Here is a 25,716-nt window from a genome sequence, read left to right as displayed (position 1 = left end):
CTCCTTCATACGAGACCGCGGGCGATGCCGCCGTCGACATTGATCGCCTGCCCGGTGACGTAGCTGGCGAGCGGGCTGGCGAGCCACGCGACCATCACCGCGACCTCCGGCGCTTCAGCGAAGCGCTTGAGCGGAATCTCCTGCGAGAACTCCTCGAAGATCTCCGCGATGGGCACGCCGCGCTCGGCGGCCATGCGGCTGGCGCGGTTGATCCACAGCGAGGTCTTCGTGCGGCCGGGCCCGACGCTGTTGATGCGGATGCCCTTCGGCCCCAGTTCCAGCGCCAGCGTCTTCACCAGGCCGAGCAGCCCGGCCTTGTGGACGTTGGTCATGACCTGATGCGCATAGGGCATCTTGGCGGCGGCCGCGCCGAGGGTGACGATGGCGGGCGCCCGCCCCTGCTCCAGCAGCGACACGCCCGCGCGCACCACCCGCACGGTCGAGAGCACGTTGAAATGATAGCTGCCGAGCCAGTCCTCGTCGGTCAGATCCGCGAAATCGGCCCGCACGCTGCCACCGACCGCGCTGATCAGAACATCGAGCGCGCCCCAGCGCTGGCGCGCCTCTGCCGCCAGCTCGGTTGCCGCCTCCGCATCGGCGACGACATCGGCGACGAAAACGGCGGGCGCCCGGCCGGTGGCGGCGACGAGGCGCTCCGATGCCGCCCGCAGATTGTCGCGGCTGCGCGAGGCGATGAGGACATCCGCGCCCTCGCGCAGGAGGATCTCGGCGGAGGCTTCGCCGATGCCGTAGCTGCCGCCGACGATGACCGCCCGACGGCCCTCAAACCCCAGATCCATAATGGCCTCTGAGCACGAAGCGGTAGACGCGGAAGACGACGAGGATGGTCGAGGCGATCACCGCTATGCGCACGATGTGGAAGGCCGTCACCAGCTCGGCATCGGCGTGCATCGCCTTGGCGGTGAGCACCATCTCGGTGATGGCGGCCGGCGCGAGCGCGAGAAAGCTGGTGGTCATGGGCAAGCCGGTGGCCAGCGACAGGAACTCGGCGCCGAGGGCAGCCGCGGCGATGAGCAGCAGGCCCACGATCAGGCCACCCGCGGCAACGCGCGGCAGGCGCACGAACAGGTCGCGCCGGAAGCGCATGGCGAGCCAGACGCCGATCATGATCTGGGCGGCGACGATCATCATGCCCGGCACCGCCACGTTGAGCAGGCCCGAGGCGCCGAGCGCCGCGCTCGGAAGCAGCGAGCCGAGCAGCCAGGGATTGGGAATGACAGTCGGCCGCAGCAGCTGCGCGCCGAGATAGGCGATGACGAGCCCCAGCAGCAGCAGCGGCAGGTCGCTGGCCAGATTGGCCTCGCCGGCGCTGACCGTTCCCTGTTCGCCCAGCGCGAACACCAGAAACGGCACCACGCTGACCACCGTCGTCACCCGCAAGGCATGGACGATCGACACCGCATTGGTGTCGCCCCCGCGCGCCGCCGCAACCACGGCCATGTCCGCCATGCCGCCAGCAGCGGTGGCGAAAAATGCCGTCGTCGGATCGATCCGGGCCAGCGGACGCATGAGCAACGCGCCGAGGAACGTCGCCGCGATGATGTAGAGCGTGGCCGCCAGCATCGCCGGCAGAAGCTCCAGCGACACCAGCAGCAGATGCGGCGTGAACCGCATGCCGATGGCAAGACCCACGATCACCTGCCCGATCTCCCGCAGATGCGGGCCCGCCTGCAGCGGCGCACCGGCGACCATGAGCGCGCCGCAGACAAAAAGCGGCCCGAGCATCCAGGGTAGCGGGACATGAAGGCGCGAAGCGATGTAGCCGGCGACCGCCGCCAGCGCATAGGTGGTGGCGACGCGCAGCCACCAACCCATCGACCGGTACGACTTCACGCGCGCGACAACCGTCTCCTCCGGAATGTCGGCCATCAGACGCGAACCCGCCGATGCTTGCCCTTCTCCAGCGCGGAGCCTTCCGCCGGCGATGGACGGCACCGGGCGAGAAACGTGCGAACGGTCATGGCGGCCTCCCTGGCATCCGTCTCGAAGCGACGGAAGTCGCCGGCGGGCACCTTGAGGCGATTGAGGCAGCATTATTGACAACTGTCAACAGATCAAAGGCATCCGATAACGCGCCAAAGATCCCTCCGTCGCCTCAGCCGTTAGCTTCGTTATATTTCAACGCAGTTTGCGTGAGCGTATGGACAACGCCAACCAGACGTACCGTCAATTGACCCGGCAAATCTGTTGACAGTTGACGAATACAGGAACAGTCTGACCCCGCCTAATCCACATGGCCGTCCAGCGCATCGCCGCGGGCCAATCAAACTCAGATGGAACGGCGGGAGGAAAACATGACAGATTTCACACGCAGAGGTGCATTCAAAGTCGCTGCTGGCGGGCTCGCCGTCGCCGGCGGCGTGATTGCTATGCCGTCAGTCCTGCGCGCGGCAACCTACCCTTCACGTCCGATCAACGTCATCGTGCCATTCGCAACGGGTGGGTACAATGACCGGCTTTCGCGCGCCTTCGCGCCCTATCTCGAGAAGGAGCTGGGACAGCCGCTGGTGATCGTGAACAAGCCGGGTGCGGGCACCCAACTCGGCAACTCCTATGCGCTCAACCAGCCGGCGGACGGCTACAGCATCCTGTGCACCTCGGCCGCACCCTACATACCGCTGACCGTTCTGCTGCAGAACGCGCCGTACAAGGTGCAGGACTTCACGATGCTGAACCTGCCGTCCCGCGACTACACGCTCGCGGCGACCTCGGCGGACAGCCCGATCAAGACCTTCGCGCAGGTAATCGAGAAGCTAAAGGCCGACCCGACCAGCCTCAGCATCGGCGTGCAGCCCGCCTCGGCGGACTATGCCAACATGGTGCTCGCCTTCCAGGCGGCGGAAATCGATCCGACCAAGCTGCGTATCGTCACCTATGACGGCGGAGGACCGGCCCGCAATGCCACCGCCGGCGCCCAGGTCGACGTCGGCTTTGTCGGCGGCGAGGGCTTCCTGCCGCTCAAGACCAAGGTCCGTCCGCTCGCCATTTTCGCGGACCAGACGGTCGAATGGTATCCGGAGGCTCCGCTGCTGGCCGCCAGCGGCGTCAAGAGCGACTTCGTCGAGGGTTCGCAGCGCGGCTGGGCCGTCACGACCAAGCTCAAGGAGGAGCAGCCGGAGATCTACAAGACCATCGCCGCCGCGGTCGAGCGCGCGAGCAAGAATCCGAAGGCGATCGAAACCCTCAAACTTCAGGACCTCGCCACCACCTGGTTCGGCCCCGAAGCCTCCAACAAGGCTTATCTCGATAATGCCACCAAGATGGCGAAGTACGTCGACCTGCTGAAGTAATCCGCATCGCCGCGCGGGCGGGACCCCGGTCTCGCCCGCTCTCTCCCCCTTCACGAACGGAGATGATGATGCGTATCGGTCGACACAGATACACCATCGACTATGTTCATCTGGCCCTCATCACGCTCATCGCGGCTGCCGTGTTCTGGTATCTCCTGGACGCCCGCAGCGTGTCGCTCAGCATCAACAATCTGCTTCTGGTCCAGCCGATCGCCCTGTTCGCGCTGGCCATGTACCTATTCATTGTGCCGCAGTGCTTCCACCGCGTGGACGCCGAGGTGGCCACACTGCCCCCGAGGGAACAGGACCCGCTCTCGCCGACGCTGCCGTCGGAACGCTCGGATGTCATCCGCATGGCCGCCCTCGGCCTCTCGCTCGGCCTGCTCGTCATTCTGATCGACGTGATCGGCTTCGACATCGGGATCTTCCTGTTCACCGCGGCGGCGATGGCCATTTGCGGCGAAAGGCGGCCGTTCCACCTGATCGCCTTCTCGCTCGCCGTCACGCTGGTCGGGATCTACGGCTTCCGCGCGCTGATCCCCTTCCCCATGTTCACCACCATCCTTTGAGGCACGAACGTGATCGACATTTCGGCCTTCCAGGAAGCCCTGGGCATCATGTTCTCGTCCGTCGGGTCATGGGGATGGATCGTCCCAGGCCTGATCGTCGGCCTCGTCTTCAGCGCCATTCCCGGCATCTCGATCACCATGGCGATGGCGATCGTGCTGCCGATGTCGCTCTACATGGACTTCTTCTCCGCCATCGTCTTCCTCACCTCGGTCTATACCGGCGCGGGCTTCGGCGGGTCGGTACCGGCGATCCTGATGAACATTCCCGGATCGCCCTCCTCCTTCGCCACGACATTCGACGGTTATGCGATGTCGCAGAAGGGCGAGCACAATGAGGCGCTGGGCTATGCACTGTTCGCGTCCACCATCTGCGGCATCGGCGGCTACCTGCTGCTGCTGCTGGTGGTCGAGCCGCTCGCCGACATCGTGCTGCGCATCGGACCGGTCGAGATGTTCGCGGTGGCGATCTGGGGCATGCTGCTGCTCGGCTCGCTCGGCTCGGCCTATATCAGCCGGGGCCTGCTGGCGGCCGCCCTCGGCATCCTGCTCGGCACGATCGGCATGAACACCGCCGGTTTCACCCGTGGCACGATGGGCCTGCCCGTGCTGCTGGACGGCATCGCGCCGATTCCGGCGATGATCGGTCTGCTTGCCGCCGGCCAGTTGCTCAGCCTTGCCGGACGCGACTACATCATCGAGGCGGAAGGCTCGCGCGAGGTCAGCGTCCGCCGTATCCTGAAGGGCTGCTGGGGCACGCTGAAGTTCCCCGGCGTGCTGCTGCGCGGCTCGATCATCGGCATCATCATCGGTGCCGTGCCCGGCGTAGGCTCATCCATCGGCAACCTCATCGCCTATGCCGAGACCAAGCGCACCGCGAAGGACAGCGCGACCTTCGGCAAGGGCAATCCGAAGGGCGTGGTGGCGGCCGAATCCGCCGTCGCCAGCGCTGAGGGCGGCTCCATGGCGACCATGCTGGCGCTCGGCATTCCCGGCGGCGGCGCCACCGCGATCCTGATCGCGGCCTTCATGATGCACAACATCGTGCCGGGCCCGAGCTTCATCGAGACGCAGAAACCGATGGTCTACGCCATCATCCTCAACAACATCGTCCAGGCCATCGTGCTGCTGGCGGTCGGCATCGGCTTCATTTACGTCGCTAGCAACATCGTGAAGGTGCGCACCCGCTACGTGCTGCCAGCGATCCTTGTCATCGCCACGCTCGGCACCTATGCCGTCACCGGCGAAACGGCGGGACCGATCACGCTGTTCGTCTTCGCCCTGCTCGGTTTCGCCTTGCAGCGCTACCAGTACCCCGTCTCGGCGGTGGTCGTCGGGATCCTGCTCGGGCGCATGCTCGAGACGGAGTTCCTGCGCTCCTACCAGCTCAGCGGCGGCAACCCGCTCTATATTCTCCAGCGCCCCGGCGCGCTCGTCATCGTCGGCGTGATGCTGCTGTCGCTGGGCATGACCGCCTGGGGCAAGCGCAAGCAGAACCGGGCCGAAGCGGCGGAGGAAGCGGCGATGCTGCGCCTCCAGCAGGAAGCAGCAGCGGCACGAGCCGGCTCCAGCAGCTTGAAAAGCTGAGATCCGCGCCAGATCCAGGTCAAGGGCGGGGGTTTCACCCGCCCTTCTCTTTCTGCATCCACCTGTGGCGCAAAACAAATCCCCTCCCGCTTGCCACGGGAGGGGTTTACGTTTCAGACGGAGACGAAGAGCTAGCCGAACACGCCCTGCGGCAACGCGCCGAAGGAGGCGCGCTCGGCCTCGTCGAGCTGGTCGATCAGCCCCATCTCCCAGGCCAGATACTGACGCGAGGCGTCGGCATTGCCGTCGTGCCGATCATGCACGAACCACACGCGGTCGAGTGCCTCGTCGCGTGTCATCCGGCGAGGCGTGGCGTCGACCAGCCAGCCGGCAGCGGCGCAGGCATCGAGATCCGCCGCGATCCAGTCGCAGGCGATGCCGGCTTCGGCGAGGTCGAGCGCGGCAGCCGCAACGCTCGCCGCGTCGCCCTGGAGGAGAACACGGCGAGCGCCTGCCGGCAGCGTGCCAAGGATCGTGCTCCGGCTCGCCCAGCGCGCGCTGGCAAGCCGGCTGCGTTCCCATTCCTGCGAGGGGCGCAGATCGAGCACCGGCACGCCGTCGCGCGCGAAGCCAATGCCCTCCCCGGCGCCCAGCGGCGCCGGCAGCGGCGGAACCCGCAGCCCCGAAGGCGGAACAGCGGGCGCGGCGGCATCCGGCTCGTCGTCGAGCGCGAGCACATGTGTCTCGAAACCGAGCGCGTTGAGGAACAGCGCGGCGAGCGCGGCGCGCAGGCCGGTATCGTCCAGCAGGATCAGCCGGGCATGGCGCACGCCGACATATTGATCGGTCGACTGCACCAGCTGCCCCGCCAGCGCCGGCACTGAGCCAGGCACGGCACGCGCCTCGCGCTCGGAAGCGCTCCGGAGATCGAACAGGAAGGTCGTGCGCCCACCCTCGCCCAGCAGGGACTGAGCGGTTGCGGCGTCGACATTCGAGAGCCTGCCGGAGGCGATGAGCTGCCGGGCGCGCGCCCGGCTGAGAGTCCGCGCCTGCGGGTCAAGTTCGGGAAGGGCATCGGCCACCCCGCCGCGATCCAGCGGGAAGCCGGCCAGCGCCCAGCCCTGCGTGCCGTTCTCCAGCGCCAGCACGGGATTTGGAATGCCGAGCGCCTTGAGCCCGAGCGCGCCGATGATGCCGCGCGTGCGTCCGGCGCAGGTGATCACCACCGGCGTCTCCGCGTCCGGCAGCACGGCGCCGAGCCGGTGGGCGAGTTCGCCATTGGGCAGGCACGACGCGCCCCTGATGCGCATCTTGGCGTATTCCGCCGGCGGACGGGCGTCGAAGAACAGATGGCGCCGCCCCTCATCCTGCCAGCAGGCGAGCGTCGCGGCCTCGATCATCGTGGGATGATGGGCATGCTCCAGCATCTCGCCGAGCGTCTTGCTCGGCACGTTGACACCGGCGAACAGGCCGAATCCCGCCGCACGCCAGGCCGGCACGCCGCCCTCGATCGCGGCAATATCGGTGTAGCCGCAGGCCGCGAGCCGTCGCGCCGCCCGCTCCGCAATACCGTCGCCGCCGCCGATAAGCACGATCGGGCAGTCCCGCCGCGGAACCAACGCAACTGCTGACAGTTCGAGCTGCGAATAGGGGCAGGGAATGGCGAAAAGCGGGTGCCCCTCGCCGAACGCCGCCGGATCGCGAACATCGAGAAAGGCGAGTTCGGAACCGTCATGGAGGCGGCGTTTGGCCGCCTCCGCCGTGATCATCCGCATCATGTCACCGGCTCACCGCGGAAGAAGCGGTAGAAGGCGGAATAGACGAGGTCCGGACGATGCTCGGCCGGATAGTGCCCGGTTGGCACCGGTAGGCCGATGACGTCGTCGGCCCATTCCGACCACGCCTCGACCGGCTTGAAATGCCGGCCGCAATGGCTGTTGGTGCCCCAGATCACCAGCGTCGGGCAGGCGATGCGGCGCTTGCCGTAGTCGGCCGTATCCATGTCGAGGTCGACAGTGACGGTGGCGCGATAATCCTCGCAGACGGCGTGGATCTGCTCCGGCGTCGCACAGCGTATGTACTCGGCGATCGCCTCGGGCGTGAAGATGTCGAGCCCGACGCCCTTCTTGTTGAGCTTGTAACGCATGTAATAGTCGAGGTCGGCGCAGAGCAGGTTTTCCGGGAACGGCGCCTTCTGCGCCATGAAGAACCAGTGATAGCTCTCCCGTGCCCAGCCCAGCGTGATGTTGTTGAGCACGTGATGGGTCGGCACGATGTCGAGCGCGGCGTAGCGCGTGACGCGCTCAGGCTGGTCGAGCGCCATACGGAAGCCGACCCGCGCGCCACGGTCATGCCCGGCGACCGCGAAGGTCTTGTGACCGAGCGCGTCCATCACGTCGAAGGCGTCCTCGCCGATGGAGCGGAACGAATAGCCGGAATGGTCCTCGCCGCCATAGGGCTTCGATGAGTCGCCATAGCCGCGCATGTCGATGGCGACCACGGAGAAGTCGCGCGCCAGCGAGGGCGCGACCTTGTGCCAGCTCACCAGCGTCAGTGGGTTGCCGTGGATCAGCAGCAGCGGGGGACCATCCCCGGCCGTGGCGACGTTGATTTCCGCGCCCCGCGTCTTGATGCGCTGGAGCGTGAAGCCCTCCATCAACCTTGTCGATGGCACGAGCTCCGGTGCGGCTTCTGCTAAGGCCATGGCTGTCCTCCCTGATGCGACTCCGGTTTATCGCACAATTGACAACTGTCAACAATTTTGCAGTGGCAAGGTGCGATGTGTGCGCCACGTCTGGCGCCGGATGTGGGGATGCTACCGAATAGTCCCGCGGCATGGTCCACGGCTCATCTCCAGCGGAAACACTGTTCATAAATTGTCCTACAATCTTCAATTGACATTAGGACGAGAGTGCCGTTGGATCGCCGGCGACGGAGGGGGACATATGCCGACACCCGCGATTGAACTGCTGAAGTCTCGTTCTCTGCCGATGCTCATCGAAGAGGAGATCCAGCGGGTCATTCTCAGCGGCGAATATGCGCCGGGCGACCGCATCAACGAGAAGGAACTGACGCTGCGCTTCGGCACCAGCCGCGGGCCGATCCGCGAGGCGCTGCGCTCGCTCGAGGCCAGCGGGCTGATCGAGCAGATCCCCAATCGGGGCGTGTTCGTCCGCCATCTCTCTCCCGAGCAGGCGGCGCAGATCTATGACGTGCGCGCCTTCCTGTTCGCCCTCGCAGGCCGGCTACTGGCTCTGCGCGCGAGCGACACTGAGATCGCCGCGCTGCGCGGCTTCGTCGCCGCCATGGACGAGGCGATCGCTGCCGACGAGACCGACCGCTACCTGCGTGAGAACTTCGCGCTGCACGAATACATCGTCGCCCACGCCGCCAATCCGGTGCTGGCCAGCCAGTACCTCTCGCTGATCCGGCAGCTGCAGCTCTACCGCGCCCGCAATCTGATGCTCGTCGGCTCCATGCAGGAGTCGAACCGGGAACATCACGCGATGGTGGAGGCCATCGCGGCACACGACGCCGACCGAGCCCAGGCGGCGCACATGGCCCATGTGATGTCGGCCAAGCAGCGCCTGATCGCCAATGCCCGCCTTACCTAACCAATTTCAGGAGTGCTTCATGACTGCTGCCGACACCGGGATCACCAGCCAGGCGCTGCGGTTTGTCGAGACGACGACCTATGCGGACCTTCCCGATGAGGCGCTGCGCATCGGCCGCCGCTGCATCGTCGACGCGGTGGGCCTCTATCTCGCCGGCAGTCAGGAGCCCTCCGTCCGCATCCTGATCGAGGATGCGTTCGACCAGGGCGGGCGCACCGACGCGCCGCTTCCGGCCGCCGGAAGCCGGCGCGTTCCCGCTGCACTCGCCGCCCGCGTCTGGGGCACGGCGGGCCACGCCCATGACTGGGACGACACCCAAGTCTCGCACGACCCTGCCCATGTCTATGGGCTGCTCACCCACCCCACCGTCCCGCCGCTGACGGCGGCTCTGCTGGTTGCCGACATGCTCGGCCAGCGCGATGGACGCGAGGTCATGCTGGCCTTCCAGCTCGGCTTCGAGGTGGAGTGCAAGATCTCCGAATGGATGCTGCCCCGCCATTACCGGCGCGGCCATCATTCCAGCGGCACGGTCGGCACCTTTGGCGCCTGCGTCGCCGCAGCCAAGCTGCTCGGCCTCACCGGCCCGCGCCTCGCCCATGCCTTTGGCATCGCCGCGAGCCTGGCAGCCGGCATAAGGGTGAATTTCGGCACCATGACCAAGCCGCTGCATGTCGGCCGCGCCTGCGAGAACGGCATCACGGCGGCCCTGCTTGCGGCACGCGGCTTCGATGCCGACCCTGCCGCGCTCGATGGGCCCTGGGGCTTCTTCTCGGTGATGGCCGACGGCTTCGATGCCGAGAAGGTCAGGCAGGGCTTCGGCGCGCCGCTGACCATCGACAGCCCCGGTGTGTCGATCAAGCCCTATCCCTCCGGCATCCTGACCCACCAGTCGATGGACGCGATGCTCAAGCTCGTGCTCGACCACGACCTGAGGCCCGAGCAGGTGGAACGCATCCGCTTCTTCGCCGGCAAGAACATCATCGAGCCGATCCGCTACCCCATCGCCCGCAACCATTTGCAGGCCAAGTTCTCCATGCCGGCGCTGCTGGCGATGATCGTGCTGCGCCGCCGCGCCAGCCATCATGAATTCGAGGACGCCTTCGTGGCAGGCCCCGCGATGCAGGATCTTCAGGCCCGCACCGACGTGATCGAGGATCCCGAGATCGACGCGCGCGGCTACGACCTCATCCGCTCGCGCATCGAGGTGAAGACGAAGGACGGCCGGACCCTCATCGAATGGGCGGACGAGCGCTATCGCGGCGGCCCCCTCAACCCGATCAGCGACGCCGATCTCGACGGCAAGTTCTTCATGTGCGCCGAGGGCGTGCTGGAGGATGCGGCGCAAAAGGAAGTCCTGGCGCTCGCCCGCGGCATCGACTCCGGCGCGGATATCCGGCGGCTCATGACGCTGCTGTCCGCCTCCGACACCGGGGAGATAAGAGCCGTCGCGGAATAGCCTGGACGAACAAACCGGCGAGCAACCCGAAGAGGTGCCGCCCTACTGGGAGGAACGAACATGGACTTCAAGGCAGGCTTGACCCGCAGGGCGGGTTTGACGCTGATGCTCGCCGGCGCATTGGCCGGCGGCAGTCTCTTCGCGGAAAGGGCTGCGGCACAACCGGCGCCGTACCCGCAGAAAGTGGTGACGCTGGTCACGCACTCCAGTCCCGGCGGCGGGTCGGATGTGTTCCTGCGCGAACTGACGAAATATCTCGGCAAGTATATCGACGCCACCTTCGTCGTCGAGAACGTGCAGGGCGGCAGCGGCGCGAAGGCCGTCGCCCGCGTCGCCGGATCCCCGCCGGACGGCAGCGTGTTCTACGCCACGACGCCGACCTACATCTACACGTCCCTGCTCTCCAAGCCGCCGAAGACGTACAAGGACCTTGAGCCGCTGGCGAACCTCTTCGCCGACAGTGAGGTGATCTTTACCCGCGCCGACGGCCCCTACAAGTCGCTGCAGGACGTGATCGACAAGGCCAAGAAGGACCGCGGCAAGTGGGGCGCGGCGAATCCCGCCTCGCTGGAGCGCCAGGCCGCCGAGCAGCTCAAGCGCGCGGCCGGCGTGAATGCCGCCATCGTCACCCATGAGGGCGGCGGCGACATGATGCTCAACGTGATGAACGGCACGCTCGACATCGGCATCGGTGAATATCAGGAACTGCGCTCGCAGATCGAGGCCGGCAAGATCATCGTGCTCGCCACCTTCAATCCTGAGCGCCTGCCGCAGAAGCCGGACGTCCCCACTGTGAAGGAAGCCGGCTTCGATGTGCAGCTGGTGAAGTTCCGCGGCCTCGCCGGGCCCAAGGGGCTGCCCGACAACGTGACCAAGGTGTGGGACGAGGCGCTGCAGAAGGTGCTTCAGGACCCCGACTACAAGAAGCAGTACACTGAGGAGGTGCTCGTGGCCCAGTTCATCGGCCACAAGGACTACCCGGCCTTCGTAAATGGCTTCGCGGACACCACCGAGGCGTTCCTGAAAGAGACCGGCGCGATCAAGTAGCGCCGGCGGTTCAACGGGGCCGGTGCGCCATCGCGCCGGTCGCGCCGCAGCTCCGGGAAAGGGCCTGTCATGAACAAAGACGGTTGGAGCGGCATCGTGCTGCTCGCGCTTGCTGGCGCCTATTACTGGGCGTCCGGCACCATCGCCAACAGCACACTGGAAGACGAGGTCGGCGCGGTAGGTCTGCCGCATGCGCTCGCCGTCGCGCTGGCGCTACTCGGGCTTATCCTCGTGGCGCGTGCGGTGCTTGCAGCCCGCGCCGACGCGGGGCTCGCCGGCGGCGGCGAGGAGGACGAGGAGCGCGACGCGAAAATCCCGCGGGCGCTCGGCTTCCTCGCCTTCGGCGCCGCCTATGTGCTGCTCCTGCCCTATGTCGGCTATCTCCTCGGCGTCGCGCTGCTCATCGGCACGGTTGCGCTCTACGAGGGCGCGCCGAGGCGCTGGACGGTTCCAGCCGCCGCGATCGGTGGCGCCCTGCTTTACTGGGCCGTGTTCGTGAAGCTCCTCGGCGTCAACCAGCCGGTCGGCACGCTGTTTCAGGGGCTGTTCTCATGACGACGTTCTGGGACATCGTCCATCTGCTCATCGGCACGCCGCTCATCCTCGTGGCCATCATGGGACTCGTCTGGGGCATACTCGGCGGCGCGCTGCCGGGCATCTCCGCCTCGATCACTATGGCGCTGGTACTGCCCTTCACCTACACGATGGACCCGGCGATGGCGATCGCGCTGCTCGCCTGCGTCTATATCGGCGCCGAATATGGCGGCTCGATCCCGGCAATCCTGATCCGCACGCCCGGCACCAATTCGTCCGCCGCCACGGTCATCGACGGCTATGAGCTCAATCGGCAGGGCCGCGCCGGCGAGGCGCTCGGCATCTCGCTGATGTCCGGCGTGGTCGGCAGCCTGTTCGGTCTCGCCATGCTCATTCTGCTGACCGAGCCGCTGTCCTGGCTGGCGCTGGCCTTCACGCCGCCATCCTATTTCGGCCTCGGCATTCTCGGCCTCAGCGTCATCGCCTCGATGACCGGCGGCTCGCTGGTGAAGGGTCTGGCGGCGGCGGTGATCGGCCTGATGATCGCCACCGTCGGCACCGACCCGATCTCCGGCGTCACCCGCTTCACCTTTGATGTGCCGGACCTGCTCAACGGCGTCGAGCCGGTGCTGGTCATGGTCGGCCTGTTCGCGCTGACCGAACTTATGAGCCAGTCCGGCTCTGTCTCGCTGACCCAGCTCAAGGATTCGGTACGCATCCGCCTGCCCGGCCTCGCGATGATGAACAGGCTGAAGCGCTCGCAGACCATTGGCTGCATCCTCGGCCTGTTCGAGGGACTGACGCCGGGCGGCGGCGGCTCGATCGCGGCCTTCATGTCCTACAATGAGGCGCGGCGCTGGTCGAAGACGCCGGAGAAGTTCGGCAAGGGGTCGGAGGAAGGCGTCGCCGCGCCCGAAGCCGCCAACAACACGGTGGCGAGCACGGCGCTGATCCCGCTGCTGAGCTTCGGCATACCGAGCTCGAACTCGACGGCGGTGCTGCTCGGCGGCCTGCTCATGCACGGCCTGCTCCCCGGCCCGCGCCTGTTCGAGCAGAACCCTCAGGTGATCGACAGTCTCTATGTCGGCTCCCTGGTTGCGATCATCGCGCAGATCGGCGTCGGGGTGGTGCTGCTGCCGGCGGCGGTGTGGCTGGTCAATCGGCCGCGCCCCTTCCGCGCCGCCTTCATCTTCGCGCTGATCCTGTCGGGCATCTACACCCTCAACAACTCGACCTTCGATCTCGGCATCGCACTGGCGCTCGGCGTCGTCGGCTACCTGATGCGCCTTGCCAGGTTTCCGTTCCTGCCGATGATCCTCGGTGTCGTACTGGGGCACATGGTGGAATCGAGCTACCGCCGCTCGCTCGTGCTGTCCGGCGGCGACATGATGGTGTTCCTGCAGGATCCCATCTGCGTCGGCCTGCTGCTCGTCGCCGCCGGCTTCGTCATCTTCTCACTGACGCGCGAGCTGCGCGACGCGCGCAAGGCCCGACAAGCCAAGCTCCAGGAGGCGCACGGATGAACCAGCACAGCATGCCACCCGCCACACCTCTGGCGATGGAGATCGGCGCCTTCGCTACTGGAGCGCAGCCGACACCGGCAGCGACCGGCGTCTGCCGCAACCTGCTCGTCGACATTGCCGGCCTGATCCTCGCCGCACGCGACACCGACTATGTCCGGGCGACGCTGGCGAGCGCGGTGGACGAGGGCCGCTGCACCGCGCTCGGCCATGCCCGCCGGCTCGGCATGTACGACGCCGCGCTGGTCAACGGCACGGCGGCGCATGGCGAGGATTTCGACGACACCTTCGAGGGCGGCCCGGTTCATCCCGGTGCGGTGGTGGTGCCGGCGGCGCTTGCCGCCGCCGAGCAGCACGGGCTCACCGGCGCAGCGGTGATGCGCGGCATCGCCGTCGGCGCGGAGCTGATGTGCCGGCTCAGCCTCGTCGCTCCGCAGGCGACGCACAAGGCCGGCTTCCACCCGACGGCCATCTTCGGCGCGCCGGCCGCCACCGTCGCAGTCGCCGCCGTGCTGGGGCTCGACGCGCCGACAACGGCGCGCGCGCTCGGCATCGCCGGCAGCCTCGCCTCCGGCATCATTGAATATCTCGCCGACGGCTCCTCCACCAAACGTCTGCACGCCGGAGCGGCGGCACAGGCCGGCCTGCGCGCCGTGCATCTCGCCCGCGCCGGCTTCGCCGGGCCGCTGACCGTGTTCGAGGGAGCGCATGGCATGTTCAGGGCATTCGCGCCCTCGAAGACGCCGGACTTCGCCCGGCTGACCGAGGGTCTCGGCACGCGCTGGGTGATCGAGGGTCTCGCCTTCAAGCCCTATGCCTGCGGAACCATGACCCAGCCCTTCGTCGACTGCGCGCTGAAGCTCGCCGCAGCAGGCGTCAAGGCGGATGACATCGTCTCAATCCGCTGCAAGGTCGGCGAAGGCACGGTCCACCGGCTTTGGGAGCCGCTCGCCTCCAAGCATCACCCGCCGAATGGCTATGCCGGCAAGTTCTCCACACCCTATTGTATGGCGGTCGCCTTCATTGACGGCGCAGCCGGGCTCGGCCAGTTCACCGACGTGCGCTCGCAGGATCCCGCCGTGCGGGCGCTGGCCGCCCGCATCTCCTATGAGATCGATCCGCTGGACGAGTACCCGCGCAACTTCTCCGGCCATCTCGAGGCAATGCTGAAGGACGGCCGGACGCTCAACTTCCGCCAGCCGCATATGCGTGGCGGCGCGCATGAACCGCTGCCCGAGGCGGAGCTGGCCGCCAAGTTCGAGGCCAATCTGCGCTTCGGCGGCATGGAAGACGATGACATCGTCGCGCTGCGACAGGCCCTCGCCACCCTCGCCGCAGGCGGCGCCGTCGATCTCGCACCAGCACGACGGGACGCCTGATGAGCGCGCTGGTTCCCGAAGCCTTCACCTTTTCCGGCAACGAGCTTGCCGGGCGCGTCGCCCTCGTCACCGGCGCCTCGCGCAATATCGGCCGCGCCATCGCCCTCGCCCTTGCCGAAGGCGGCGCGAGCGTCGTGGTCGCCGGGCGGCAGGACCGCGCGGCGGTCGATGCCGTGGTGGCGACGATCACCGCCAGTGGCGGCAGGGCGCTGGGCGTGCTCGGCGACGTCGCTCGTCCCGAGGACGTGACCGCGATGGTCGAGGCCTGCCTCAAGGCCTTCGGCCGACTCGACATTGTCGTCAACAACGCGGCCGTCCGGGGCGAGGCGCCGCTGGCGGAGCTGACCTATGAGCATTGGCGCGCGGTGATGGCGCTCTCGCTCGACGCGCCCTTCCTGATCGCGAAAGCCGCTCTGGAGCCGCTGGCTCGTTCGGGACAAGGCGCCATCGTCAACATAGGCGGGCTCACAGCCTACATCGGCGCGCGCAACCGCGCCCATGTCGTCGCGGCGAAGGCCGGGCTGGACGGACTGACCAAGGCCCTTGCGCATGAGATGGCGGAGCGCGGCGTGACCGTGAACCTCGTCTCGCCCGGCCTGATCGAAACCGTGCGCGAGGGCGGCCATCGGCCCCATCACCACGCCGCCACCGCCAACCTGCTGGGGCGCCGCGGTACCCCGGACGAGGTGGCGGCCATGGTCCGCTTCCTCGTTGGCCCGGCGGCGCGCTACGTCACCGGACAGACGCTGCACGTCAATGGCGGCGCCTATATGTAGAACCGCGCCGAGGTACACCCCTCGCCCACCCGGTGGGCCGACGCCGCGAAGGTGCGATCGACAAGCCTGCCGCATCATCCCCCGTCGGCGGTGAAGCCGGCGGCTTCGATGCCGGAGATAGCCGCCCGTTCGTCATTGTCCGACGTCTCGCCGGACACGCCCACTGCCCCGATCAGTTCTCCCGCCTGGTTGCGAACCAGGACACCGCCGGGCACGGGAACAAGGAAGCCGCCGACCGCATGCGTCACGGCCGCGAGGAAATGCGCCGGACGCCGGGAAAGCTCGCGCGAGCCCATTCCCATAGCCACGGCACCGTGCGCCTTGCCGATGGCCACCTCGGCGCGCTTTATGCTGGTGCCGTCCTCCGTCGCCAACGCCCGGATGGCTCCGCGCGCATCGAGCACCGCGACCGCCAGCGGCTTGAAGTCGGCCTGCCGTGCCGTCTTGAGGGCGGCTGCAAGTATGGTCTGCGCCGTTTCGAGCTGCATGTCGTGACGCCTCGTTGAACCGCTTCAAACTTCTTCCTGAAATGCCTCGACCCGTCCCCGGCTGATCGACGGCAGCAGGACCATCACGATGAGGATCGCGGCGAGAACCAGAAGGGTGCCGCTGATCGGATTGGTGATGAAAGTCAGCGGGTCGCCATGGGACAGCAGCAGCGCCCGCCGCAGATACTCCTCCATCATCGGGCCGAGGATGAAGGCGAGCAGCATCGGTGCCGGCTCCGCGCCGATCTTCCTGAAGAGGTAGCCGAGCAGCCCGAAGACGACCATGACGTAGATGTCGAAGGTGGAGTTGCTGAGGCTGAAGACGCCGATGCAGCAGAACACGAGGATCGTGGGATAGAGAAAGTGGTAGGGCACCGAGATCAACTTCACCCAGAGCCCGACCAGCGGCAGATTCAGCACCAGCAGCATCAGGTTGCCGACCCACATGGACACGATGAGCCCCCAGAAAAGGGCGGGCTGATCCGTCATGACGGAGGGGCCGGGCTGAATTCCCTGAATGATCATCGCGCCGATCATCAATGCCATGACGGCGTTGGAGGGAATGCCAAGCGTGAGCATGGGGATGAAGGAGGTCTGGGCGCCAGCGTTGTTGGCCGACTCCGGCGCCGCGACGCCCTCGATGGCGCCACGCCCGAAATCCCCCGGCGTGCGCGAGAGCTTCTTCTCCAGCGAGTAGGCGCCGAAAGCCGCCAGCATGGCGCCGCCACCCGGTAGAATGCCAAGGATCGAACCGAAGGCGGTGCCGCGAAGGATCGGCTTCACCATGCGCCGGAAATCGGCGCGGCTCGGCATCAGGCTGGAAATCCGATGCGTGCGGACGTCCCGCGTCGCTTCATTGCCGAGATTGCCGATGATCTCGCCGATGCCGAACATTCCCATGGCCAGAATTGCGAAATTGAGGCCGTCGCCGAGTTCCGGTACGTCCCAGCTATAGCGGGCCATACCCGAATTCACGTCCGTGCCGATGAAGCCGAGCAGCAGGCCGAGCAGGATCACGCCGAAGGCGTGCATCAGCGATCCATGCGCCAGCACCACCGAGGCGATGAGGCCCAGGATCATCAGCGAGAAATACTCCGCCGGTCCGAACTCCAGGGCGAGCGCGGCGAGTGGCGGCGCAAACAGCACGATGACCAAGGTCGCGATCGTGCCCGCCACGAAGGATCCGATCGCGGCGGTGGCGAGCGCCACGCCGGCACGCCCCTGCCGTGCCATCTGGTAGCCGTCCAGCGTTGTGACGACGGAGGAGCTTTCACCGGGAAGGTTCACCAGAATGGCGGTGGTCGATCCTCCGTACTGGGCACCATAATAGATGCCGGACAGCATGATGAGGGCCGTGTCGGCCGGCAGGCCGAATGTCAGCGGCAACAGCATGGCGATGGTGGCGACGGGCCCGAGGCCCGGCAGGACGCCGATCGCGGTGCCAAGCAGCACGCCGATGAAACAGTAGAGCAGGTTCGTGGCGCTGAAGGCCGTCTCGACGCCGATGACCAGATGAGAGACGAGTTCCATCTGTCGCTCCTCAGCGGCTGAGCCAGCTGCCGAGCAACGGCAGCGGCACCCCGAGCGCCTTCACGAAGACAAGACAGCAGAGGACCACGAAGGCGACCAGACCGAGTCCCGCCCGCCACTCGAACCGGAACGCACGGCTTCCGGCAGCGCTCATCAGGACCAGGATGAAGATCGAACAGACGAGGCCGACGCGCTCCACCAGCACGGCAAACGCCAATACCCCGCCGAGTACGCACAAGAGCGGCCGGAAGGCGATGGCGCCGATCTCATCGCCTTCGAGCCGTGTCGCCCGCATGAGCGAGACGACGCCGAAGATGATCAGCAGGGCCGATACGAGGCAGGGCAGATAACCCGGTCCCATTCGATCCGCCGTGCCCAGCGGGTAGTCGAGACCGAACCACAGGCCGACGGCTCCGAACGTCAGATAGACGACGCCGAGCCAGAATTCCTTGGGCGCGCGGATCGCGGCATGCATCGCGGATTCCCTGTCTGCAAGAGGGCGAACGGGCGACCGGACCCGTCTCTGCGTCTCCGGTCGCGGCTTGCCGAGGCTCAGTCGAGCTTCGCGCCCGATTCCTTGACGACGGCGCCCCACTTCTCGTAGTCGGCCTTCAGCATGGTCGCGAACTGCTGGGGCGTGCCGCCATAGACATCGCCACCCTCCTGCAGGATCTTCTCGCGGACCTCCGGCATCTTCAGCGCCTCGTTGGCGGCGGCATTGATGGCCTGCACGACCTCGGCCGGCGTGCCCTTGGGAACCAGCAATCCATACCAAGTGCCGGCATTGAATCCGGGATAGCCCTGCTCGCCGATGGTCGGGATGTCGGGAAGCGCAGGGCTGCGCTTGTCGGCGGAAACGGCGATCGGCCGAAGCTTGCCCGCCCGGATCTGCGACAGCGCGGTCGGAACCGAGGACAGCATGACCGGAACACGGCCACCCATGACGTCGGTGAGGGCCGCGGCCGCGCCCTTGTAGGGAACGTGGGTGAACTTGATGCCCGCGGTCTTCTGAAACAGTTCGCCGGTGAGATGAGACACCGTGCCGTTGCCGGGGGTGGCGAGCGCAAGCCCCTTGTTGTCGGCCTTCGCCGCAGCGACGATGTCCGCGAGATTGCGATAGGGCGACTCCTCGTCGACCACCATCACGTTCGGCGCATCGGCCAGCAGCACGACCGGGATGAAGTCGTTCATCGGGTCGAAGGCCAGCTTGGAATAGAGCCATGGATTGATGGCGAAATGCGCGGTCTGGCCGATGAGGATCGTGTAGCCGTCCGCCGGAGACTTTGCGACATAGTCGACGGCGATGTTGCCACCCGCTCCCGCCTTGTTCTCCACGACGACAGGCTGCTTCAGAATGGCGCCGACCTTGTCTCCCACCACGCGGGCGATGACGTCCATGCCGCCGCCGGCCGTGCCGGGAACGACGAGCTTTATCGCCTTGTCGGGATAATTCTGCGCAACGGCCGGCGCGAAAGACACCACAAGGCCCGCCATGAGCGCGCCGGCAATCAGCGTGCGGCGCGTAATGGCGCCACGGTCGAGACGTTCGATTGTCCTATTCATCGTCATCGCTCCCTCCTCGTATTTGTGGTTGTCGTGCAGCTTGGCGTTTCCTCGCGGCGCGTCCTCTAGCGTGACGTCGCCACCTCGACTTCCTTCGGCGGGGCAAGCCCGGTCTCGGTGCCCGACTCCGGCACCGAACTCCCGTACAGCAGCCCCTCCTTGATCCTGGGCACGGTTTGCGCGGGGTTGAGAATCGGCAGCCCGTGGGCCGGCGCGATCGCCCGGACATCGAGTTCGTCGACCAGCCACTCCAGCCGGTCCGCATAGAGATTCATGTCGGTGAACTTGGTCCAGAACAGCGCGCGGTCTGCGAAGACGGCGGACACTTCCGGGATGTTCAGCGACACCGCCTCCTCGGCGTAGAGGCCGCAATGGCCATCCTCGTGATAGTGGCTGTAGGCGAAGCCGTCGCCCGGGAACAGCACGCGCTCCTTGGTATCGAAACCCCACCAGGTGGTTCGCAGGTCGCGAATGACCGGCTCGACCGCGACGAAACGGCGTTCGCCAAGATCGATCTCGTCGCCGCCCTTCATCGGCAGCATGCGCCCTTCCAGATGGGGAAAAGCGAGATGGTAGTCGCACAGGTCACCGCAGAGCAACGCATCGGGATAACGGCTCAGGACCCGGCCGAGCCCGCCGGAATGCGGCGTCTCCTGATGGGTGACGAACAGGTACTTGAGCGGCGGCTTGCCGATAAGAAGTTCACGCAACTGCCTGTCCAGTAACGGAAAATCCTTGGGATGACCGGTCTCGACCAGCATCGAGGCCTCGCGGCCGATCAGCAGATAGGCCGCATTGTAGGTATGATAGATTTTTCCGTTGGCGCGCTGCTCCAGACAGTCGCCGAGCCACCACACACCCTCAGCGAGCTCGCGCGGCAAAGACCTCTTGAGGAGCGGTACATCGTGCGGGCACATGGCGGTCACCTCAGTTCGTCGCGGTCGACATAGCGGGCGCGCACCGCGCTGCGGTCGAGGCCGGCGAGCACCTCGTCGAACATGGCGAACTGGCGTTCGACCAGGTCGCGCCCGCGCAGCACCCGCCCGTAGCCGGGCGCTATGTTCTCGATGTCGTAGCGCTCGATCACGCCCGCGATCTTGCGGCGAAGGGATGCGGTGTCGCCGCCTTCCAGCCACCAATAGCGGGTGTTGAGCAGGAAGCTGCGAATGTGGGCGGCGTCGGTGGTGTTGTCCGAGGCCCATGTGTCCCAGGGGCCATGGGGGCTCGGCGACCATTCGTGCGAGAAGCTGTCGGAGGTGAACAGCGTGCGCGTGGCGGGATCGTAGATCCATCGCGTGCCGATGAGCCGGATGGGTGCCTGGAAGGCATCGATGGCCCGGCTCGCGTCGCGGCCGACATAAAGCGTCTGCTTGCGGGCGACGAGCGTCGTCTTGAGCGTGTAGGGCTTACCTCGGCCTTGCGTGGCGGCATCGGAGCGGCCGCCGAAATCCACCCAGAGCGCCGCGTCGGGATTACCCGAATAGCACTGGACGACGTTGAAGCGCGCGGCGATCGCCTCGACATTGCACACCGACATGTATTCGTTGATGCGCAGCGGATAGACGGAAAGCGTCGCCTCCGGCTCCAGGAGAGTGTCGATCTGCGCCAGCAGTGAGCGCTCATGTGCCGCATAACCGCTGTCGAGCAACACGGCATCGTCGCCTTGCTTGATCAGGTAGCAGTTCGACACGGTGAAGCCGCGGGCATTGGCGGGATAGGAGCTTACGCGCCCGTCCAGCGCGAAGACATTCTGCAGCGCGTAGAGGGCGTCCGGGACGAGGGTGAGGATGGGCCCCATGTCCCGCCTATCCGTTTGCGGACCTGCGGCAGGCCGCATCATGGCGATCGCTGTGTCAGCCATTCAGATATTCCCTGGTCCATCGACGGTAATCCACCTCGCGGGTGAGCCTCTCCACGAGGGAAGCGGGGGCGAGCCCGTCGATTTCGGCCGGGTGCCGCCCCTCGCGCAGCGCGAGCAGTGTGTCGTGCACCGCTTTGAGCGCGGCGCGCAGCGGCAGGTGCCCCTGAAGCCCGATCCGTACCCCCTGCGAGGCGAGGTAGGTCGTGTCCTGCAACTCCGACGAGAGCGCCCCGAGTAGAATGGGCACCCGCATCCGCGCGCCGAGCTTTTCGAGATCCGTGCGGCGCGCGAGGCCGGAGAGAAACACCGCATCGGCGCCAGCTTCCTGATAAGCGAGGCAACGGGCGATCGCGTCGTCGATGCCGGCGATCGCCGCCGCACCGGTGCGTCCTATGACGAGCAGCGAAGGATCGTCCCGTGCCGCAAGCGCGGCTCTGACCTTCGCCGTGCCCTCTTCGACCGTCACCAGCCGCGTGCCGGCGCGGCCATAGCCGACCGGCAGTTCCGTGTCCTCGATGGTGAGGGCCGCAACGCCGGCCGCCTCCAGTTCCTCGACGCTGCGCATCACGTTAAGCGCATTGCCATAACCATGGTCGGCGTCGACGATGAGCGGAATGTCGCAGACCCGGACGATGCGACGGGCCTGTTCGGCAAATTCCGAGAGGGTGACGAGGATCAGGTCCGGCGCGCCAAGCACGGCGAGCGAGGCAACGGAGCCCGCAAGCATCGCCGCCTCGAAGCCGAGATCGGCGGCGATCCGTGCCGAGAGCGGATCATGCACGGAGGCCGGGAGAATGCAGGACGATCCGGACAGAATCGCCCGCAGGCGCTCGCGGCGCGCGGTTGCCTTCACTGGAATTTCCTCCCGCAGGCCCGCCTTCTGTCAGCCGTCGCGTTGCGCGCCGGCCCGAGCGGAACTCATGCTGGGTGGAAAGTAGCCGCAGGCTTCCCACCTGCGTCAAACGAGTTATAGTCCCGGCATTGTGACAAAAACTCAAAACGGCGGCACCATGCGATTGCCACCGCTTAACGCCGTCCGCATTTTCGAGGCGGCCGGGCGCCTCGAAAATTTCAGCAAGGCAGCGGCCGAACTCAGCCTCACACCCGGCGCCGTAAGCCGCCAGGTGCGCAAGCTTGAGGACCATCTCGGCATTCGTCTGTTTCGTCGTGCCGGCACCGAAGTGCACCTGACCGACAAGGGCCGCGCCTATCACGAGACGGTCGAGGACGCCCTGAGCCGCCTGGAGGCGGGCACTCAGCGCATCAGCGCCGAAGGTGATTCCCAGCCCTTGCATATCTGGGGATCACGCTTCTTCATCCGTTTGTGGCTTATCCCGCGTCTGCCCGATTTCCATCAGTATTTCCCCGATCAGGAGGTGCTGATCACCAGCGCATTGCCTACTGATCCGATGCCGGGCAGCTTCGACGTCGCGATCCGCATCGGCTCCGACATGGACCGTCGTACGGGCTATCGCGCGGAGCTCCTGATACCGCGCGCCCTGACGCCGGTGTGCAGCCCGGCCTATCTCAAGGCCAACCCGAATTTGACGCGCCCGCAGGATATGGAACACATGGTCCTGCTCCAGACGCCGCTCGGCGCCGACGACTGGAACCGCTGGTACGCCGTGACGGGCGCGCCTCCCGTGCCCCTCCCCCACAGGATGACGTTCACCAGTTCCGACATGGCCTACAGCGCCGCGCTCGACGGTGTCGGCATCGTGCTCGGCCGACGCGGGTTCTTCGAGACCGATGTACAGAAGGGGACATTGGTCACGCTGTTCGACGACGACTGGTACGAGGCGGGAGACGGCTTCTTCCTGATCTACAGGGATTTACATCCCGCCCCCCGCCGGATCACCCGCTTCCGCGCATGGCTGCGCAACCAGCTGGACCGCCCGCCGGCTGACATCGACGCGGCAGAGACGCCCCTTTGACCCGGAGCGTCACGGCGCGATCAGCACCCCGTCATCGAGGAGCGCGCGGATGGCCGCGGCGAGCCGCGACTCCGCCGCGGCGGATAGTGCGCCGACGGGCGGCAGGGAGCGGCCGATCGGCAGGCCGATGAGCGCGAAGGCGCGCCGCACTGCCTCGGGGAACTGCTCGCTGAACAACGCATCCATCAGCGGATGGAGCCGCTCCTGCAACGCCAGGGCGTCCTTGACCCTCCCCTCCTGCGTGCGCTTTTGCACCTTGTCCCAATAGCCCGGCAACAGCGAGGCCGAGGTGAGGACCCCGCCCTTCGCGCCCAGCATCACCTGCTCGACGAAGAGCGTGTCCTGGCCGGACAGCAGGCAGAACCGGTCGCTGACCAGCCCTGCGGTCTGCGCGAAGTGATAGAGATCGGTGCTTGAGGCCTTCATGCCGACGATGAGCCCCTCCCGCTCGAGCTGGGCGATGGTGGCCGGCAGCGTGACCATGTTCGTGCGGTAGGGGTTGTCGTAGAAGACGATTGGCAACTTGAGCTCGGGCACCAGCGCACGGAAGTAGCGCAGCGTACCCTCCTGATCGGGCCGGGCATAATAGGGCGGGATCACCATCAGCCCGTCGGCACCGGCCTCGCGATAGGCGTGCCCGCTCTCCAGCGCGCCGCCGAGACCGGGGTCGAGCACCCCGGCGATCACCGGCACCCGGCCGGCGGCGGTGGCGACGGTGATCTCGACGACGCGTTTGCGCACCGCGAGGCCGAAGGAATTGGCTTCGCCGGTGCCGCCGACCGGCACGAGGCCGGAGGCCCCGCGCACGATCTGGTAGTCGACGATGGTGGCGAGGTTGGCCTCGTCGAGCGAGCCGTCCTCGTTCAGCGGCGTCGGAAAGGCGGGTATCAGCCCGCGAAACATCAATTCGGCCATTTCCGCCCCCTCAGCCCAGATTGATCCAGGTCGCCTTCAGCTCGGTGTACTTCTCAAGTGCGTGCAGCGACTTGTCACGACCGAAGCCGGACTGCTTGAAGCCGCCGAAGGGCGAGGAAATGTCGCCGTGGTCGAAGCAGTTCACCCACACCACACCGGCCCGCAATGCCGAGGAGGCCTTGAATGCCTTGTTGATGTCGCGCGTCCAGACAGCGGCGGCGAGACCATAGGTGGTGTCGTTGCCAATGCGGATGGCGTCATCGATGTCGCGGGCGGCGATGGTGGCGAGCACCGGGCCGAAGATTTCCTCGCGGGCGATGGTCATGTCGCCGGTCACTCCATCGAACAGGGTGGCCTCGATGAAGCAACCATCCGCAGCGAGGCGCTTGCCGCCCATGCGCAGGCGCGCGCCCTCGCTCACACCTTTTTCGATATAGCCCATGACGCGCTCGGTCTGGCGCTCGTCGACCATGGCGCCCATCTCGGTCGCCGGATCCAGGGGATCGCCGAGCTTGATGGCGCCACCGACCGCCATCACCTTCTCGACCACCTGTTCCTTCACGCTCTCCTCGACCACGAGCCGCGAGCCGGCGTTACAGACCTCGCCCTGATTGTAGAAGATGCCCCAGGCGGCGGAGCTGGCGGCCGCGTCAAGGTCCGGCGCATCGGCGAGGATGATGTTCGGGCTCTTGCCGCCGCATTCGAGGCCGACCCGCTTCATGTTGGATTGGCCGGAGTATTGAAGGAAATATTTGCCAACTTCGGTCGAGCCGGTGAAGGCGACCGCGTCGACGTCCATGTGCAGCCCGAGCGCGCGGCCGGCCGTCTCGCCGAAGCCCGGAAGCACGTTGAACACGCCGTCGGGGATGCCGGCCTCGGCCGCCAGCGCGCCGAGCCGGATGGCCGTGAGTGACGACTGCTCGGCCGGCTTCAGGATCACCGAATTGCCCGCGGCGAGGATCGGGCCGAGCTTCCACGCCGCCATCAGCAGCGGGAAGTTCCACGGCACCACCGCGGCGACGAGGCCGAGGGGTTCGCGGCGGATCAGAGATAGGGCGGTGGGGCCGGTGGGGGCGATCTCGTCATAGACCTTGTCGATGGCCTCGGCGTACCAGTCGATGCACTGCGCCGAGAGCGGCAGGTCGACGGCGAGGCTGTCGCGGATCGGCTTTCCCATGTCCAGCGTTTCGAGCAGCGCCAGTTCTTCCGTATGGGCGGCGATGAGTTCGGCGAAGGCCTTGAGCCGCTTCTTGCGCTCGCGCGGCGCCATGCGCGACCAGGCTCCGCTTTCGAACGCGGCGCGCGCCACCCTCACCGCCTGGTCGACATCCTCGCTGTCGCAGGCGGCGATCGGCGTCAGCACCTTGCCGGTCGCCGGATTGACGCTGTCGAACGTCTTGCCCGAAAGCGCGCCGACATAGCGGCCGCCTATGAAGGCCTGGCCGTTGAGGGCCAGCGCCGCGGCACGCGCGTGCCAGTCGATGGAAGCGGAAGAAGCGGACATGAGAGGAAATCCCGAGAATGCGGCCGGTGAGGCGGACGGCCTTCATGATAGGGCGTCCTTTTCAGCGTCACTACCGAATTTTTGGTTTTCTGAAAAATGAATTGGCATATTCGCGGCGAGCCGCTATCGCTATAGACTGTGAACGCCTGCCGTCACGGCGGGATCGCCGGTCGAATGAAACGGAATTTTCC

24 protein-coding genes are annotated in these 25,716 nt (G+C 66.6%); 11 read left to right on the top strand and 13 right to left on the bottom strand.

Features of this window, described 5'->3' with window-relative positions; translation table 11 throughout:
* Positions 1-5: 5 nt before the first annotated feature.
* On the bottom strand, positions 6-800 hold the full coding sequence (locus ACO2RV_RS18205; protein WP_423295588.1) for an SDR family oxidoreductase: 795 nt from the start codon (positions 798-800) through the stop codon (positions 6-8).
* Entirely contained in the window at positions 784-1,890 is a 1,107-nt protein-coding gene (locus ACO2RV_RS18200; protein ID WP_423295586.1) for an AbrB family transcriptional regulator, read from the bottom strand. The genes ACO2RV_RS18205 and ACO2RV_RS18200 overlap by 17 nt, the downstream gene beginning before the upstream one ends.
* Positions 1,891-2,315: 425 nt before the next feature.
* Between ACO2RV_RS18200 and ACO2RV_RS18195 the strand changes: the two genes are divergently transcribed.
* From ACO2RV_RS18195 to ACO2RV_RS18185, 3 genes are all read left to right on the top strand, one after another.
* Positions 2,316-3,311, top strand: a complete 996-nt coding sequence (locus ACO2RV_RS18195; protein ID WP_423295584.1) for a tripartite tricarboxylate transporter substrate binding protein — start codon at positions 2,316-2,318, stop codon at positions 3,309-3,311.
* Positions 3,312-3,379: 68 nt separating this feature from the next.
* Entirely contained in the window at positions 3,380-3,880 is a 501-nt protein-coding gene (locus tag ACO2RV_RS18190) for a hypothetical protein (RefSeq protein ID WP_423295582.1), read from the top strand.
* A gap of 9 nt (positions 3,881-3,889) precedes the next feature.
* Entirely contained in the window at positions 3,890-5,464 is a 1,575-nt protein-coding gene (locus ACO2RV_RS18185) for a tripartite tricarboxylate transporter permease (protein WP_423295580.1), read from the top strand.
* 131 nt (positions 5,465-5,595) lie between these two features.
* Here ACO2RV_RS18185 and ACO2RV_RS18180 read toward each other — a convergent pair whose 3' ends face one another.
* Together ACO2RV_RS18180 and ACO2RV_RS18175 are read right to left on the bottom strand one after the other, a co-directional pair.
* Entirely contained in the window at positions 5,596-7,182 is a 1,587-nt protein-coding gene (locus ACO2RV_RS18180; protein WP_423295578.1) for a rhodanese-like domain-containing protein, read from the bottom strand.
* Positions 7,179-8,108 carry an alpha/beta fold hydrolase gene (locus ACO2RV_RS18175; RefSeq protein WP_423295575.1) on the bottom strand — a complete coding sequence of 310 codons (930 nt, stop codon included), beginning with the start codon at positions 8,106-8,108 and terminating at the stop codon, positions 7,179-7,181. Before ACO2RV_RS18175 ends, ACO2RV_RS18180 begins: the two co-directional genes overlap by 4 nt.
* A gap of 241 nt (positions 8,109-8,349) precedes the next feature.
* Between ACO2RV_RS18175 and ACO2RV_RS18170 the strand changes: the two genes are divergently transcribed.
* The 7 genes from ACO2RV_RS18170 (at position 8,350) to ACO2RV_RS18140 (ending at position 15,730) form a co-directional block, all read left to right on the top strand.
* The gene (locus ACO2RV_RS18170) at positions 8,350-9,018 is read left to right on the top strand and encodes an FCD domain-containing protein (RefSeq protein WP_423295573.1); all 669 of its coding nucleotides are present in this window, start codon (positions 8,350-8,352) and stop codon (positions 9,016-9,018) included.
* Between the two features lie 19 nt (positions 9,019-9,037).
* On the top strand, positions 9,038-10,474 hold the full coding sequence (locus ACO2RV_RS18165; protein WP_423295571.1) for an MmgE/PrpD family protein: 1,437 nt from the start codon (positions 9,038-9,040) through the stop codon (positions 10,472-10,474).
* 60 nt (positions 10,475-10,534) lie between these two features.
* Positions 10,535-11,521 (top strand): Bug family tripartite tricarboxylate transporter substrate binding protein, encoded by a 987-nt coding sequence (locus ACO2RV_RS18160; protein ID WP_423295569.1) that lies wholly within the window; start codon positions 10,535-10,537, stop codon positions 11,519-11,521.
* Between the two features lie 69 nt (positions 11,522-11,590).
* Positions 11,591-12,076 (top strand): tripartite tricarboxylate transporter TctB family protein, encoded by a 486-nt coding sequence (locus ACO2RV_RS18155; RefSeq protein WP_423295567.1) that lies wholly within the window; start codon positions 11,591-11,593, stop codon positions 12,074-12,076.
* Entirely contained in the window at positions 12,073-13,578 is a 1,506-nt protein-coding gene (locus ACO2RV_RS18150) for a tripartite tricarboxylate transporter permease (protein ID WP_423295565.1), read from the top strand. Before ACO2RV_RS18155 ends, ACO2RV_RS18150 begins: the two co-directional genes overlap by 4 nt.
* Positions 13,575-14,954, top strand: a complete 1,380-nt coding sequence (locus ACO2RV_RS18145) for an MmgE/PrpD family protein (protein ID WP_423295563.1) — start codon at positions 13,575-13,577, stop codon at positions 14,952-14,954. The genes ACO2RV_RS18150 and ACO2RV_RS18145 overlap by 4 nt, the downstream gene beginning before the upstream one ends.
* Positions 14,954-15,730 carry an SDR family NAD(P)-dependent oxidoreductase gene (locus ACO2RV_RS18140; RefSeq protein WP_423295560.1) on the top strand — a complete coding sequence of 259 codons (777 nt, stop codon included), beginning with the start codon at positions 14,954-14,956 and terminating at the stop codon, positions 15,728-15,730. The genes ACO2RV_RS18145 and ACO2RV_RS18140 overlap by 1 nt, the downstream gene beginning before the upstream one ends.
* 74 nt (positions 15,731-15,804) lie before the next feature.
* Here ACO2RV_RS18140 and ACO2RV_RS18135 read toward each other — a convergent pair whose 3' ends face one another.
* The 7 genes from ACO2RV_RS18135 to ACO2RV_RS18105 all read right to left on the bottom strand — a co-directional run bounded on the left by ACO2RV_RS18135 (position 15,805) and on the right by ACO2RV_RS18105 (position 22,025).
* The gene (locus ACO2RV_RS18135) at positions 15,805-16,218 is read right to left on the bottom strand and encodes a GlcG/HbpS family heme-binding protein (RefSeq protein ID WP_423295557.1); all 414 of its coding nucleotides are present in this window, start codon (positions 16,216-16,218) and stop codon (positions 15,805-15,807) included.
* A gap of 24 nt (positions 16,219-16,242) precedes the next feature.
* On the bottom strand, positions 16,243-17,748 hold the full coding sequence (locus ACO2RV_RS18130) for a tripartite tricarboxylate transporter permease (RefSeq protein ID WP_423295555.1): 1,506 nt from the start codon (positions 17,746-17,748) through the stop codon (positions 16,243-16,245).
* Positions 17,749-17,758: 10 nt separating this feature from the next.
* Positions 17,759-18,223, bottom strand: coding sequence for a tripartite tricarboxylate transporter TctB family protein (locus ACO2RV_RS18125; protein ID WP_423295553.1), 465 nt, complete (start codon positions 18,221-18,223; stop codon positions 17,759-17,761).
* Positions 18,224-18,300: 77 nt separating this feature from the next.
* Positions 18,301-19,311, bottom strand: a complete 1,011-nt coding sequence (locus tag ACO2RV_RS18120; protein ID WP_423295551.1) for a Bug family tripartite tricarboxylate transporter substrate binding protein — start codon at positions 19,309-19,311, stop codon at positions 18,301-18,303.
* 65 nt (positions 19,312-19,376) lie between these two features.
* Entirely contained in the window at positions 19,377-20,228 is an 852-nt protein-coding gene (locus ACO2RV_RS18115) for an MBL fold metallo-hydrolase (RefSeq protein WP_423295548.1), read from the bottom strand.
* A 5-nt stretch (positions 20,229-20,233) separates the two neighbouring features.
* Positions 20,234-21,109 (bottom strand): hypothetical protein, encoded by an 876-nt coding sequence (locus ACO2RV_RS18110; RefSeq protein WP_423295546.1) that lies wholly within the window; start codon positions 21,107-21,109, stop codon positions 20,234-20,236.
* Positions 21,110-21,164: 55 nt separating this feature from the next.
* Entirely contained in the window at positions 21,165-22,025 is an 861-nt protein-coding gene (locus ACO2RV_RS18105) for an isocitrate lyase/PEP mutase family protein (protein ID WP_423295544.1), read from the bottom strand.
* A gap of 157 nt (positions 22,026-22,182) precedes the next feature.
* On the opposite strand from ACO2RV_RS18105, the gene ACO2RV_RS18100 reads away from it, so the two are divergent.
* Positions 22,183-23,106 (top strand): LysR substrate-binding domain-containing protein, encoded by a 924-nt coding sequence (locus ACO2RV_RS18100; protein WP_423295542.1) that lies wholly within the window; start codon positions 22,183-22,185, stop codon positions 23,104-23,106.
* Between the two features lie 9 nt (positions 23,107-23,115).
* Here the strand turns inward: ACO2RV_RS18100 and ACO2RV_RS18095 are convergent, their stop codons facing one another.
* Together ACO2RV_RS18095 and ACO2RV_RS18090 are read right to left on the bottom strand one after the other, a co-directional pair.
* Positions 23,116-24,021: a dihydrodipicolinate synthase family protein gene (locus ACO2RV_RS18095; protein WP_423295539.1), complete on the bottom strand. Its 906-nt coding sequence runs from the start codon at positions 24,019-24,021 to the stop codon at positions 23,116-23,118.
* Positions 24,022-24,031: 10 nt separating this feature from the next.
* Positions 24,032-25,525 (bottom strand): aldehyde dehydrogenase, encoded by a 1,494-nt coding sequence (locus tag ACO2RV_RS18090; protein ID WP_423295537.1) that lies wholly within the window; start codon positions 25,523-25,525, stop codon positions 24,032-24,034.
* Positions 25,526-25,716: the final 191 nt, after the last annotated feature.

It is taken from the genome of Ancylobacter sp. VNQ12 (assembly GCF_049445835.1).
In the GTDB taxonomy this organism is placed as follows: Bacteria; Pseudomonadota; Alphaproteobacteria; order Rhizobiales; family Xanthobacteraceae; genus Ancylobacter.
This window is presented reverse-complemented; position numbering and strand designations above follow the sequence as displayed.